This window comes from Caballeronia calidae (genome assembly GCF_900044055.2).
GTDB classification, from domain to species: domain Bacteria; phylum Pseudomonadota; class Gammaproteobacteria; order Burkholderiales; family Burkholderiaceae; genus Caballeronia; species Caballeronia calidae.
The window spans coordinates 1-14181 of the sequence record NZ_FCOX02000109.1 but is presented as its reverse complement, the minus strand read 5'-3'; the positions used below and the strand labels follow the sequence as shown (position 1 = coordinate 14181).

The window sequence follows — 14181 nt, the reverse complement described above, 5'->3', positions numbered from 1 at the left end:
GTTACATCGAGCCGGTCCGTCTTCGCGCGCCGCTTGTGACGTTCTACCGGGATGCTGGCCGCATCGATGACGTAGCACTCGATGCCGTGCGCCTGCAGCGCGCGACAGATCCAGAACGCGTCCTGGCCGGCCTCGTAGCTCACGACGACGCGCACGCCGGTGGGCAGTAACCACTTCTCCTTGTGGGCCTCGATCAGGCCGAGCACGGCCTGCAGGCGGGCGGCGGCCTGCGGCTGCTCGACCGTATGGACCGCGGGCCGCTCGCGCCGGCCATCGTGGAGCGCGACCTTCCACTTCCTGGCCGCGAGTTCGAGCGATACCGCCAGTATGACGTCTTCAGCATGGGGTTCGGTAACGTGATGTGCGTCCATGATGCCCCTCCATTGAGCAAGGCTTGGCCACGCCAATCTTACGGCTTGGGGCCTCGACGACTCTCACGCTGCATAGGATCTAGCAGCAGTTCGGTCTTTTTCGGCAGACGTATGGTTCGGTCTGTGGGTTACTGGCCCGAGAACGTGTATTTCCAATATTTCACGGGCGAATGATAGTTTCAGTTCTGCTTGCCGTGTGATCCGACGAACCTTGTGCGGTTGCGCCAGGCATTCGGCTATGCGGCGGGGATGAGTTGCTGGCGACAACGATTGCCGTCTTATCAACTGACGCGCCATGTGGACTTGCTCTCAATCCACCAGGATTGCGCAGTATCCCATTGGTCTACCGCCGGAGCTCGATGGTGCGCCAACCAAATAGAACTTTTCGTCGTGATCATTTCTTCTTGAAAATTCCGGGCGACGGCGATCCTAGATTTTGCGTGTTAAATCTGGGCTATGCTCGTGGTTGCCAACGCGAATCGACCACGGACGGGACCGTTTAAAATAAGTTTAGGGGAAGAGCAAATGCTCGCAGCACTCTATTTTCCAATTATCGCTGGGTTGGCGAGCCCTCGCGTTGCACCCGAAGAGTTGAAAGGAATTATCTCCGGCAACATCGAAAACGCAATAGCACGGATGGGGCGGCGTATGCACACTAATATCGCTTCTCGAAACCCCGAAACAAATAATTGGCAGCTCTATGCGGACTTGTTACTCGCGTCTGGAAAAGAAGAGGATGCGGAGGCGGCTTATCAATTCGTGCAGCGCGGCGTTCGTAGTACACGAACCGGCGCCCGCGTAAGATTGTGTCGGAATGCGGCGTGGCGTGCACTGTTTCGACATCGCTTTGGGCTCGCATTAATGTCATTTTCGCGGGTAATCGAAGATGGCGAGGCGGACTCAGTTGCGCGGCTAGAAGCCCGTGTAGGCGCGGCACTTGCCCTTAGCTCCGTGGGTCAGCCAGAGGAAGCGATCAAGTTATGCGAAGCGTCGCTTAGTGCATTGGTCGATATAGACTGTCATGAAAAGCGGGTATGGCACGACGTTATCGCCACGATCGCCCAAGATATTCGCGTGCAGTACCGTTTGCGAACTCTGCTGGGGATGCAAAACAGAGTTCACGGGAACACAGAAACATATAGAGTTGATCGCTTTAAATCAGCCCTCTTAAAGGTCCGCGTGTTGAACGGCAGCTCTGCTGACCTGCTTGCGTGGCGTGCGGATTATTTGTGCGCTTTAGATGATCTTGCGAACGGCGAGCGGAGTAGTCTGGCGTGCATGCGGCAGCATTTGGAATGGTCGATTCGCTCGGGACTATCCTACTATCCGCGATTGGTTCGAATTGAGTGTGCAATGGCGGCTCTGGCGGCCAACATGGATGCAATCGCCGAACAATTTGTGGTTCCACTTGAGGTGCTCTTGCACCCTCGGGCGACCATCCAGGGTAGTGGTGAGCGCAATCTACTCGAGCTCTTATTTTGCTTCGCGAGGATACGTCAGTTGCAAGACAAATCCAAAGACGCCTTACATTACTATACCGCGTATTCGGCATTGGCGATCGACATTCTTCGCAGTGACAATCGAGCGGTGTTCGCATTTTTGGGACGAGTTAATCATACCGGTGCCGCGCCGCTCGACGATCTCAGCTTACGCTTGCCGCCCAAATATCGCCGTGCGTATCGCTACATGCTTGAAAATCTGGATCGTGCCAGGCTTTCCGTGGGTGAAGTTGCTGCGGAGGCGGGAGTGACCGAGAGAGCCCTGCAGGTCGCATTCAAAGCTCATCTTGGTCTTACGCCGGGGGAATTGATTCGCCGCACTCGGGAAGATAACCGCAAAGAAAGAGAGTTCATTTAGTAATATGTGGGTACCGCATATGGAAAATTTAAAACTAGGGTTGTCTGTTGGAAATCTTCGGCAAGCCGACATTCAGACAGCTGGATCGACGGCTCGTCCAGAGAGTAGCGGCACGTTGCAGGCCTGTCTCAACGCAGGAATTAAGCTACGCAGTCTGATAGTGGTTGTATGCGCTGTTTCGTCTCTCTGCTCAACAAATCTATATGCTTCGGAGATTCCCTGGAAATCAAAGAGCTTCGAGTATGCCGTTGAGGGCAAAGATTTGAAGGACGTCTTGAAGGATTTTGCTGGCGGGGAGAGTATTCCGATAGTGGTCGCCCCTAATATTAGCGGGGTCGTAACCGGGCGCTTCAACGTTCCGCCCCAGCGATTCCTTGAGCAATTGGCGGGCACCTTCAACTTGCTCTGGTATTACGACGGTATGACTCTTAGTGTTACGTTATCTAGCGATGTGAAAAGCAGTATCTTGCATCTGGATACAGACGGTAATCATTTGCGCGCCACACTGGACAGAATGGGGATTTCGGATTCGCGCTTTCCGGTCCGTATTGACGATGCTAACCACATGGCCATGGTCCTCGGGCCGAGTCATTATGTTGATTTGGTAACTGCCGTTATTCAGCGTGTGAGTGATCCACGTACCAACGCAGATCCCGTTATTAAGATATTCAAACTGACCCATGCGTGGGCCGCGGATCGCCAGGTGAATCAAAACGGGAGGAGTGTTACCGTTCCCGGATTGGCCAGCACCCTGCGCACCATGTTTAGATCAGGCCCAGCTGAGAATGGGGCGCCAGCCGCATCCGGGGAAGCGGGATTTCCGATGGCAATGCACCCGATGACGGGAATGAGCGGTGGAGCGGCAAACGCTCTAAGCTTCCCAAACTTGCCTCCGCTTCCACAAGGAATGAACTCGTCTAGTATAACCGGAACCAGTAGATCGGGCGCGCGTGGAATGACGTCCAACTCAGAATATGGCGGGGTCGCATCCAATGGTGGACTTGGTCTATCTTCGGGAGCGGACAGAATGGAGGTCGGTACAAAGGACTCGTCCATTAACGGGGGGGGCACCTCAAAATCAGAGACTGCTTTACCTGTCATCCAGCCAGATGCGATGACAAACTCGATCTTGATTCGTGATCTGCCCTGGAAACTGGCCGAGTATGAGCGCGTGATTAAAGAGTTGGACGGTCGACCAAAACTCATAGAAATTGAAGTGCATATCATCGAAGTCGACGAGACGGCTCTAAAGCAACTGGGAATTGACTGGAGCTCGGCGATCGGCAATTCGACGTCGAGCGCGTCGAATTCAGGCGGCTTCGAATCTACATCTTTAGGAGTGGCGGCCGCAGCGCCGGGAGCTGCGTTAGTCGCAATGCTCGGTAACGAAGGGCGGTACTTTCTATCGAAAATCAACGCGCTCGAGCAGGCAAATCTAGCTCGTATCGACGCGAGTCCTAAAGTCTCAACTCTGGATAACGTCGAAGCGGTAATGGACAACACAAGTCAGTTCTATGTTCCAGTCTCTGGCTATGCGTCCGCTGAGCTGTATAGCATTTCTGCAGGCGTCTCGCTCCGTGTGTTACCCATGATCGTGACGGAAGACGGACACACCGATCTTAAGCTAGACGTACATATTGACGACGGCCAAGTAACGAGCCAGACGGTTGGAAATTTGCCAATTGTATCCAACTCACAAATCACGACGCAGGCCTTCGTGCGCCAGGGCCAAAGCTTATTGATTGCCGGATACCGCGTCAACAGTGATTCTAATGGGCAAAATGGTGTGCCTCTACTCTCCAAAGTTCCCTTGTTGGGCGGGCTATTCCGTTATGAAAGTGTGCAACGAAGTAAAATGGAGCGGATTTTTTTGGTGTCACCACGCATTGTGAGTGATGATAGATTTTAGTTGGAGCATGTAAGGACAATTTACGAGTTTTAATTTAACATATAAATAAGTAACAACAAGCACGACAACAACGCGAACCGTATCTGACTGATATGTCCGGCCGAGACTGGAGCTTCGTGGTTCCTTATTTGACACTGATGGAGAGCAACGCAGGACAGGGGAAGTACGTGTTGCGGAAAATGTTCAGTGCTACGCTTGCTCGCGATGACGGGACCGCGCGGCGGATGTTGTCGACAAATTTGCCTCGGTGGGAGCTGGTGTACCAGCAGACACAGCGATGAGTGCAGGCCGGCTGCTTGGAGGCGATGTCGGTGACCTGCGTTTTCATAGTGTGTCGCGCAAGGGCGGCGAGGCCTGCCCAGTGGGGTCATCTCCGGTGGGCGCTCCCTGCAGTTAACTTGCGAGAGCGGCGTCCGCGGTCTATGACGGCTATAAACGTAAGCGCGGCAGCAAGGTACACACGGCGGTACCCTCGGTCAGTTGCTTGCGCTATTCGTGACTCCGGCTGACGAACGGGAGCGAGCCCGGGTCGCCGAGCTCGTCAGGTAGTGACATTGTGGCCCTTAGACGTAAAGGGAGCGCTCAGGATTCGTCTCGACAGGCGAATATAAATGCTAAAAAGCTTTCGGGTTGTGGCGCAAGAAGTTTACGGGCGAGACGCCTGGAACGAGTCCGCTGGCTGTGACGGCCGACGTCGCGTTTGTCGTCGCTCGCCTCGAAGGTGAACGGGCGGCGACACCATCAACTGCGTCGGCCGATACGTCATCATTGTCAACGGGTGATCGCGTGACCTTATCGCTCGCCGGCGTTCGCATCGATGAGCGGTGTGCATGCGGAGCGCATCGTGCGCTTCGTGTTTGGCCAGCTTGGCGGTGCACGGTGCTGATCGCCGCTGACCCTTTTCGCGGATCAGAGGGTCTTAGATGCTAGGCTGATCCATCCACGCAGCAGCTTCGCGTTCAGTCCGTGTTCGAGCGCGATCCGAGCCACCGATACGCCCGGTCGCAAGCAGGCATGCACGAGCTCACGCTTGACCTGTGGATCAAAGCGCCGGCGGCGCCCATCTCGCTCAGAGCCTGTTACCAGGCGTTCCTTCAGCGTGCTGTCCTCTGGCATGGTGTCCACCTGAAAATGAAGTGGACACCAGCTTGCCCTGCAATTCTCACGACATACTGACCAGTGCATCAAATAGTGCGTAGTTTGTCCGGCAGCGTAACGGACATGTTTTTCCTTGAACAGGTTGCGAATCACATGAGGTGTAAGCCCCCGGCAATCTCACCTTGAACCGATAGGTCGAGGAAGCGACGATCGTGTCCACCTAATTTTGTCGTCTTCGCCATGCTCATGCTGGTTCACGCAGTGCCAGTAGTGCAAAGTTCCTAACACGCTCTAATCTGGACCAATGGGGATCAGTCGATCGCCACGGCGCTCAATCCTGAGCAGTTGCAAGCGCTCATAACGGGACTGCCCTGGCAGACCCTTGCGCACGATCACGCGATCACGCTCGTGTAATCCCCCCCGCAGACGTAAACTGGCTTGCGTCCGCGGCGGGTCGGGTTTTGGCAGACTCGCCGTATGAACCTGCCCGCCAACCTCGACGTCCTGAGCCCGATGGAGCCCAATGACATGTCCCGAAAGACATCACCGCGTAGATCGCACACGCGACGGCGCTCGTCGTTGCCCGACCTCTCCGACGAGGGGCCTACATGATGCAGTTTTTCCTGGAGGACTTCTATCTCCGGTTCAGCCACGTCTACGCCACCCAGATCCGGCGCTATAGCGAGCCCTGGTGCCGTAGGCCAACCCAGCCGCCGCACCATACGCTCGACGAGCCGTTCTAAAACAGCACGAGGACCGCTGGTCCCCGTTTTACTTCGCCGTCCGTCCCTCATCAACGCTGCAAAATAGGCCACCGACTTCCGTGCTCACGCTCATTTAGAGGAAGACTAGGCAACGACCAGATCCCCTCGCGAGGGCACTCACCCACGATCCTGCAGGAATATTGTGGAATACCGTGGGGGCTCATTCATGCAATTAGCGACACTATCAATGATATCAGGTCGCGGACGCGTGGTGCTTGGGCGCAGGCGGGGCGCCGCCCGGAAAGATCTCGTCAATCGAACGCGTATCGACGTGCACCGATCCAACAAAGCTATAACCGATGCGGGGAATGGTTTTGATGAAGTCTTGATCGCAATAGATCGCGCGAAAGCTCTCTCTCAACTTGCACACTGCTTGATTTAAACTGTTTTCCGTGACTATAAATCCGTGGTCATACCAAAGAGCGCGCATTAGCTTTTCGCGTTTGATCACATCGAACGGACAGAAGGCGAATATTATCAGCGTGCGCGCAGAAAGAGGACTCAGACGGATAGAGCGCCGATGTTGCAGAGAAGCTAGAGTATCGGTGTCTTTGAAAAAGACAATTTTTCCGTTTATAATTAGGCTTCCTTGTAGTTTTTGCCATTTACTGAGTTCCCGTTCATGGTTTGGTATGGGACTTTGCATGTTTCCTCCATTGCCTCTGATGGATTAAACGATTCGGGGAGGGGGAGGCCGAAACTGCGGCAGCACATCAAGAGACGTTCAGCAGCTGATGTTAGTGCATCCAGCGTCGGCTGCAACATTCAAATCGCATACTAAAGTCTAGTATCGTGCGTGGGGTTGGTAGTCCCGGCAAACGCATAGGGCTTCGGACACTGCGTCGTCGACGATCGGCCCTTGTAGGCATTCCTGTGGACATGCACCGTGCTGTTGTGTTTTGCCCTTTTGCTGCGATAGCGCGCGGCCTACGCTGTGCGCTATGCCCTCCGGCGGCGCCCGAATGACGAGCAGAGGTGGTTTGCGCCGCGCGTGCGGCGGGATCGTGATCGGCTGGCATGATGGGATGGCTGCCGCTGCAGCATGTGATAGCCGATTTCTGACGTGTTGCCTTGATGAGCGAGGGTGAGTTGGGATGCTGAGTTATGAAGAACGGTGAAGGTGCGTTTGACGGGGGCGATGGGTATCGAAGGTAGGCATGCAGAAGGTTATGCTGCTTGATGGAACGCGCGTGGAGCAGCTCATAGCCGCGGTCTTCTTTAGGAAGATTTCAATGAAGGGTTATGCCGAACTTTCTTATTGTAGACGATCATCCTCTATTGCGCGCCGGTCTGAGCGCGGTGCTGTCTCGCGCGGAAGAGTTTTATCCGGTGAGAGTGTGGGAGGCTGGCACGCGCCAGCAAGCCCATGGGGTGTTGACCAGTATAGGCGTTTCAATCGATCTTGCTTTTTATGACTTGAATTTACCCGACAGCGAGGGAATCGAAGGATTTCGCACCATGAAGGCGGCGCTGCCGCAATTGCCGTTCGCGATTGTTTCAGGGATGGCCGACATGGAGACCATTGCGGCGACCTATGCGGCGGGAGCCTCGGGGTTTTTTCGTAAAGACACTTCCGCCGAGATCCTCATTCACGGCACTGCGTTGATACTGAATGGTGGCATATTCATCGACCCAATTTACTTTCAACAAAAAATGGCGCCCGCTGAGGGCCGGCTGGATGAGACGCAACGTTGTGGCTCGCGCCGTGCTGCATCGAGCCAACGCGAGGAGGCGGTACTAGATCTTCTGCGCCAGGGGTTAGGGAATAAGGAAATTGCGGCGAAGTTGGGGGTGGCGGAAGGGACCGTCAAAGCGTACGTCAGTGCCTTGCTGACCCGTTATAAGGTCCGTTCGCGAGCGCAGCTCATTGTGGTGACCGCGATGCAGGGGCCCCCTGCGGGGGGCGTCGCGCGTGAGCCTTAAGCGACCTTAAGCGTCATCGGCGCTGCGGGGCGGTGGATTTTCTGGCGATTTCGTCATGGTGCGTTCTCTCAGAGCCGCTTTGCGGCTCAAGCGAAAGACGGTGGTGGTCATGGGCCTCGTGGCGCGGATGGCGGCGGGGGGCAGCGTCATGGTGGGCGCCGCGCGGCGCGACGTCTTGGGTCTCTCATGGGGCGTGGGCGGCGCCGCGCGCGCGTGGTTTGGCTGGTTGAGCGCAAGACGCACCCGGCGAGCGCGCGCGCCAGACATGCGGGGTGCGGCCGACGCCATCTCGGGTAAAGCGCCGCTTCTTTGGGCGCAATCGTGCGCGGCGCTCGCGCACGATTTACGCCAGCCGATCGCGGCGGCCAAGCTGATCTTATGGGATGCGCGAGCCAGTGCGCAGGATGAGGGTGCGCTGCGCGCGTTGCAACGCCTGGATCAGACGATGGAATTAATGGCCACCATGGTCGAACACGTCTTGCGTTGTACGCAGTCGAATGCCGGCGCGCTCGATTCGCGTTGGCGGGTGACGAACGTGGCGGAGGTGCTGGAGCGGGTGTTTGGCGAGATGGAAGTGCTGGCGTTGCAGCGACGGGTGGATTTTCGCCTGCGCTGTAGTGATCAATATATCGTGAGCGACGCGGCCATCCTGTACCGGATCGTGCAAAACCTGGTCTCAAACGCGTTGGCATGTGTGCATGACGGCGGGGTATTGCTCAGCGTGCGCACGCGCGGGCCCGACGATATCCTTGTGCAGATTTTCGACACCGGCCCCGGTATGTCAGAGCAGCACGTCAAACGGCTGACGGGGAGCGAGCAGCCCGTCGGGGCACGGCGCGCCGCAGGCCTGGGGCTGGACATTGTGAACGATTTTTGCGCGGCTTTGGGGATTCGCGTGCAGGTGAAAACCGTCAGCAATCAGGGTTCCGTGGTGTCGTTGCGGATGCGTAAAACGCGACGCGTGGCGCCCTGGCGTGCGTCCGAGGGGGGCGGGGTCGAGTCCGCTCAAGCCTCGGCTGCTTCACCCTCGGCTGCTTCACCACTAGTCACAAATTTTAAGGCAATGCTGATCAAGTCCACCACTCATGGGTGTCATGCGTTATAGCGTGGACATGCGACGGTAAAAGTAAAAAACGATGAAGCAACTGACACTTGCGATGGCAGTCGATCAATGCGCGGGATTCGGAGCACAGCGCAAACCTACGCGACGCGAGGCGTTTCTCGATGAGATGAACAGGCTCGTGCCGTGGGCCGCACTGTGCGTGGTGGTCGAGCCGTATTACCCGAAACGCGGTAACGGTCGCCCGCCGATCGCGCTGGAGCGCATGCTGCGGATTCATTTTGTACAGCACTGGTTCAACCTTGCAGACCTTGCGTGCGAAGAGGCGCTGTACGACAGCCTCAGCCTGCGCCGTTTTGTGGGCATCGACCTGGGCAGCGAAACCGTTCCTGACGCCACGACGCTGCTCAAATTCAGGCACCTGCTTGAAGAGCACAAGCTGGGCGAGCGAATCTTCGCCGAGGTGGGTCGGGTGTTGCAGGCACGCGGAGCAAAGCTCAAGAGTGGCACGATCGTAGACGCCACACTGATCGGCGCACCCTCTTCGACGAAGAACAGGGAGAAAGCGCGGGACCCTGAAATGCATCAGACACGTAAAGGACAGCAGTGGTGTGTGTCACGAACCTGAGCACAAGCTTGGGATGCTGTACTGAAGATGGAAGAAGGCCTTCCGGAGTCGGCTTGCAGGAGCAGACTCCAAACCGCCCGGTGCCGCTGCGTTCAAAAGGCGTGGTGGTGAGCGACTGTGGAAAAGTCACCCGCTGAGGGTGGCAGGTACGTATTGAGAAGATGAGCGAAAGCAAACCGTCCGATGACGCATCGTTATGCCCAAAGGCGCTGTCGAAACTGAGGTAGACCATTGGCTTCAGGACAAATCGGGACGATACCTGCTTACGGGCCCGATGGCAGCCGGTGTATAGGCGGCATGATCTCAATACAGGCTTTGGTACGGAACGTGAGAACCTTGTTCCAGATGCGAAGGGAAATGACAAATGGCAGAAACCATGAGGAAGAATACCGATGCTGGACCAAGGGGCGGAGTCACCCGTAGTAGCGTGGAAGCACCTGTAATGGGTGTGGAGCGAAGGGGTGACGTTATCCTGCCGATAAACGTTGTCAACCTACGGGGATGAACAACGTGACTGCGGCAAAACCTTATAGCATTGCGAAGCGCACAGTATGGGAGGCATACCAGCAGGTCAAGGCCAACCGTGGGGCTGCAGGCATCGACGATGAAACCATCGCCGAGTTCGAGCAGAACCTGTCGAAGAATCTGTACAAGCTGTGGAACCGGATGTCGTCGGGATCATACCTGCCACCCCCGGTCAAGCAGGTGGAGATTCCCAAAGCATCGGGAGGCACGAGAAAGCTGGGTGTGCCCACGGTCACGGACCGTGTCGCGCAGACCGTGGTCAAACTTATCATCGAGCCGGATCTCGACGCGATCTTCCATCCGGACTCTTATGGGTATCGGCCAAGACGATCAGCGAAGCAGGCCGTCGCAATTACTCGCGAACGCTGTTGGCGATACGACTGGGTGGTGGAGTTTGATATCAAGGCGGCCTTCGATCAAATCGATCACGGGCTGCTGATGAAGGCGGTGCGCGCCCACATCAAGGAAAACTGGATTCTTCTGTACATCGAGCGGTGGCTGGTCGCACCGTTCGAGACGGAGGAAGGCACGCGTCTACCACGGGAGCGCGGCACACCGCAGGGCGGGGTGGTCAGTCCTATCTTGATGAATCTGTTCATGCATTACGCGTTCGACAACTGGATGCAACGCAACAGTCCAAACTGCCCGTTTGCCCGCTATGCAGACGACGCGGTGGTTCACTGCCGTAGCCAAAAGCAGGCGGAATACCTGATGCGGTCCATCGAATCACGGTTGGCCGAGTGTGGGCTGACGATGCATCCCGAGAAATCGAAGGTCGTGTATTGCAAGGACAGCAATCGTACCGAGAACCACCCGCAGGTCAGCTTTACGTTCCTCGGCTTCACCTTCCGGCCGCGGAAGGCGCAAAGCCACCACAACAGGCTATTTACCAGCTTCCTTCCGGGAGCTTGTACGGATGCCTTGAAGCGGATGCGGCAGACTGTGCGAAGGTGGCGGCTGAATAGACAGACCCATGTCACGCTTGCCGACCTAGCGATGCTCTACAACCCAGTGATACAAGGATGGTGGAACTACTATGGTGCGTTTTACCACACGGCCATGCTTCGCTTCTTTCAGCACATCGATCGTGCGCTTGCACGTTGGGCGCGGCGAAAGTACAAGACTCTTCGCGGTCGCCATCGACGCAGTGTGGAGTGGGTGCGCAAGATGCAGGCCGCCAGCCCAACGTTGTTCCATCATTGGCGTGTCGCCGGATCAAAGGTTGGATAACGGGAGCCGTATGACGCGAGAGTGTCACGTACGGTTCTGCGAGAGTTGCGCCTTGAAAGCGCATGAAATCCAGTTGCCTGAGATGGCAACCGCGGCAAAGCTTAGCCAGCAGCCGTGTACCGAGTCTTGCGTGGTGTCCGGCAACGGCCACTGCGAAGCGTAGACAGGGAGGTTGTAGGCCGAAACATAAGTGAACGGAAAGATAGCCCCGAAATCGATCGTGGTTGGAGTAGCCGACTCTATCTCTCTAAGAGGAAGGCGGAATTCCGGTACACGTCATGGCCAGTGTACTGGGGTGCTTCCGGGGTTCGTACCGTCAGCATGCAACCGAAGGATTTTATGTGAACAAGGGAGATCCGTCAGGTTCAAGTGAAGTTTGCTTGTAAGGCCCGACGAGCCGAGAAGGCAGAACGGCCTGATGACCTGACGGAAGTCAGACTGGCTGATAGTACTTCGAGGCCGGGAGAACCGGCTACATGGGGAAGCGGCCAGCAGAAGTTGAATCGTTCGTGGGCAACATGGACTCCATACAAAGGGAGGTAAGGTCTTTTATGCAAAGAGAAGAATCACCCGCCATGGAAACGGGACTCGAACGAATAGCAGCAAAAGCTCGGTGTGAACCAGCTCTTCGTTTTACCTCGCTGGCGCATTACATAACGCCCGATCGGGTGTGGACGAATCTGTGGAAGATTCCGAATCACTCGGCGGCGGGAGTGGATGGCCAGACGGTGACGCAGGCGAAGGAGAGCTTTGATAGCTGGATTGGGCCGATGGTCCAATCTGTGCACCGCAAGGGGTACCATGCGCCAGACATCCGGCGCGTGTATATCCCGAAGCCCGGCAAACAGGAAATGCGCCCTTTAGGGATGCCGACTGTCGCTGACCGGGCGCTTCAGCGAAGCACCGCCGAAGTACTGTCGGCCATCTATGAACAGGACTTTCTATCTTGTTCATTTGGCGGGCGACCAGAGCGGAGTGCTCACAAGGCATTGGCAACTCTCAATGAGGTGATTGCCGGTGGCAAGGTTAGCTGGGTGCTGGAGGCGGATTTGAAGAACTTCTTCGGAAGTCTGGATCATTCATGGATACTCCGGTTTGTCGAGCACCGAGTCGGGGATCCGCGCTTGATCAGTCTGATCCGGCGCTGGCTGAAAGCAGGCATTCTGGAAGATGGCAAGGTGCATCAAAACGAGGAGGGGACCCCGCAAGGCGGTTCGATTAGTGTGCTTTTAAGCAACGTGTACCTGCACTACGTACTTGACCTGTGGTTTGAACGCGTGGTCAAGCGTCACCTGCAGGGCGAGGCTTATCTGGTGCGCTATATCGACGATTTTGTGATGTGTTTCCAGAATCAGTCCGATGCCCTTCGTGTTCAGGATGCCTTGCGCAAACGATTGGGGAAATTTGGTCTGGCGCTCGAACCGACCAAAACCAAGCTCGTTGCATTTGGTCGTTTTGCCCAACGGTACGCAAGCCAGCATGGGAAGCGGCGTCCAGAGACGATTTACTTTCCGGGCTTCACCCTGTACTGCACGCGCAACCTGAAAGGCAATTTCAAGATAGGAATGCGCACGGAAAAGTCTCGACTCCGGCGTAGCATGGCTAGCTTGCAAGACCTGATGCGTCAAGTTCGGCATCTATCGATTCGGGAGCAAGCTGAAAAGCTCAATCGGGTATTACGTGGCCACTATGCCTACTATGGCATTGCCGGGAACTTCCGGGCGTTGCAGAAAGTACATAGAGCGGTGGAGCGTTACTGGCGCAAAATGCTGAGCAGCCGGAGCCGTTCAGGCGGCGTTACCTGGGAGACGTTCCAGGAGATCAAGAAGCGGTTTCCATTAATGCGACCAAAGCTGCATCTTCCCTACCGGGCGTTGCAAGCAATCGCGGTGCTGTGAATCAACTGCTGAAGAGCGTAGTGCGGGAAATCCGCACGCTACGTTCTGTGGGAACCGGGGGCGGGTGACTGCCTCTGGTCACCCGGTGCTCGGGGTGGGACTCCCCAGGCCTACTCACCATTTCGGCATGAAGATTCATGTCGGCGTGGACAGCCAGAGCGGACTGACGCATAGCGTCGTCGTCACGGCGGCCAACGTGCACGACAAACACCCACTGCCGCAGCTTCTGCATGGCCAGGAGCAGCGGGTCTATGGCGACAGCGCGTATGCGAGCCAAAAAGCGCTGATCCATGGCAAGGCCCCGAAAGCCCGCGACTTCACGAATCAGCGCACGCGCCGCAAGGACAGCGTCGATGAAGTGGCGCGTCGCAAGAACCGCAACAAGTCGAAGATTCGCGCCCGCGTCGAACATGTGTTCGCCGTGGTCAAACGGTTGTGGGGTTTCACGAAGGTGCGCTATCGCGGCCTGGCGAAGAATGCCAATCGCGCCTTCGTTTCGCTCGCGCTGGCGAACCTTTACCTGTCGCGAGGCCGATTTACGGAACAGGTGCGTCCGTAATGAGCGAAACACGGGCCAAAAGCCCGTGCAGAACGCCTGCGGCGCGATAAAAGGAAGCGGAATGACCATCTTCATTGGTTATTCGGAGAGTTTACGCATGCTCGCTCGCGATCGATCGCGTTTACACGGCTTGATCAGCATTGCCTTAACGAGAAAACGTCCAAAGAAGCCGCCTGAGCCCCTAGTATGACTGACGGAAAGCGGCCAACGCTGAACCGTTGACTCTCTGATTTTTCGCTCAATGCCCATGATCTCTGACAGCTACCGACATCCAGAATTGCTGTATCCGCTAATTTACGCACACCGTAGCGAGAATTGTTCGCAATGACTGGGCGAGCGTAGGCGCATCGCGACGATCG

At 56.4% G+C, this 14181-nt stretch carries 9 protein-coding genes and 4 pseudogenes; 10 read left to right on the top strand and 3 right to left on the bottom strand.

Annotated features, from left to right (window positions below):
* A pseudogene (locus AWB78_RS39180) lies at positions 1–371 on the bottom strand (IS110 family RNA-guided transposase); the annotation flags it as partial.
* A 525-nt stretch (positions 372–896) separates the two neighbouring features.
* Between AWB78_RS39180 and AWB78_RS39175 the strand changes: the two are divergent.
* The 3 genes and pseudogenes from AWB78_RS39175 to AWB78_RS50195 all read left to right on the top strand — a co-directional run.
* Positions 897–2228, top strand: coding sequence for a helix-turn-helix transcriptional regulator (locus AWB78_RS39175; protein ID WP_157697791.1), 1332 nt, complete (start codon positions 897–899; stop codon positions 2226–2228).
* A 19-nt stretch (positions 2229–2247) separates the two neighbouring features.
* Positions 2248–4137, top strand: a complete 1890-nt coding sequence (sctC, locus tag AWB78_RS39170) for a type III secretion system outer membrane ring subunit SctC (protein ID WP_157697790.1) — start codon at positions 2248–2250, stop codon at positions 4135–4137.
* Between the two features lie 92 nt (positions 4138–4229).
* Positions 4230–4683: pseudogene (locus tag AWB78_RS50195) on the top strand (IS5/IS1182 family transposase); the annotation flags it as partial.
* Positions 4684–5046: 363 nt separating this feature from the next.
* On the opposite strand, the gene AWB78_RS44460 reads toward AWB78_RS50195, so the two are convergent.
* Positions 5047–5253 carry a transposase gene (locus AWB78_RS44460; RefSeq protein ID WP_332460144.1) on the bottom strand — a complete coding sequence of 69 codons (207 nt, stop codon included), beginning with the start codon at positions 5251–5253 and terminating at the stop codon, positions 5047–5049.
* A gap of 590 nt (positions 5254–5843) precedes the next feature.
* Here AWB78_RS44460 and AWB78_RS49470 point away from each other — a divergent pair.
* Entirely contained in the window at positions 5844–5978 is a 135-nt protein-coding gene (locus AWB78_RS49470) for a hypothetical protein (RefSeq protein WP_269768972.1), read from the top strand.
* Positions 5979–6192: 214 nt separating this feature from the next.
* Here the strand turns inward: AWB78_RS49470 and AWB78_RS44455 are convergent, their stop codons facing one another.
* Positions 6193–6645, bottom strand: a complete 453-nt coding sequence (locus tag AWB78_RS44455) for a winged helix-turn-helix domain-containing protein (protein ID WP_074173665.1) — start codon at positions 6643–6645, stop codon at positions 6193–6195.
* Between the two features lie 596 nt (positions 6646–7241).
* Here AWB78_RS44455 and AWB78_RS39150 point away from each other — a divergent pair.
* From AWB78_RS39150 to AWB78_RS39125, 6 genes and pseudogenes are all read left to right on the top strand, one after another.
* Complete coding sequence (locus tag AWB78_RS39150) at positions 7242–7922, top strand: response regulator (RefSeq protein ID WP_062612184.1); 681 nt, start codon at positions 7242–7244, stop codon at positions 7920–7922.
* Between the two features lie 55 nt (positions 7923–7977).
* The gene (locus AWB78_RS39145; RefSeq protein ID WP_062612182.1) at positions 7978–9027 is read left to right on the top strand and encodes a sensor histidine kinase; all 1050 of its coding nucleotides are present in this window, start codon (positions 7978–7980) and stop codon (positions 9025–9027) included.
* Positions 9028–9058: 31 nt separating this feature from the next.
* Positions 9059–9592: pseudogene (locus AWB78_RS39140) on the top strand (IS5 family transposase); the annotation flags it as partial.
* A 519-nt stretch (positions 9593–10111) separates the two neighbouring features.
* Entirely contained in the window at positions 10112–11365 is a 1254-nt protein-coding gene (ltrA, locus tag AWB78_RS39135; RefSeq protein ID WP_096031922.1) for a group II intron reverse transcriptase/maturase, read from the top strand.
* 575 nt (positions 11366–11940) lie between these two features.
* Complete coding sequence (gene ltrA, locus AWB78_RS39130; protein WP_062612194.1) at positions 11941–13263, top strand: group II intron reverse transcriptase/maturase; 1323 nt, start codon at positions 11941–11943, stop codon at positions 13261–13263.
* Between the two features lie 118 nt (positions 13264–13381).
* A pseudogene (locus tag AWB78_RS39125) lies at positions 13382–13822 on the top strand (IS5 family transposase); the annotation flags it as partial.
* Positions 13823–14181 lie beyond the last annotated feature (359 nt).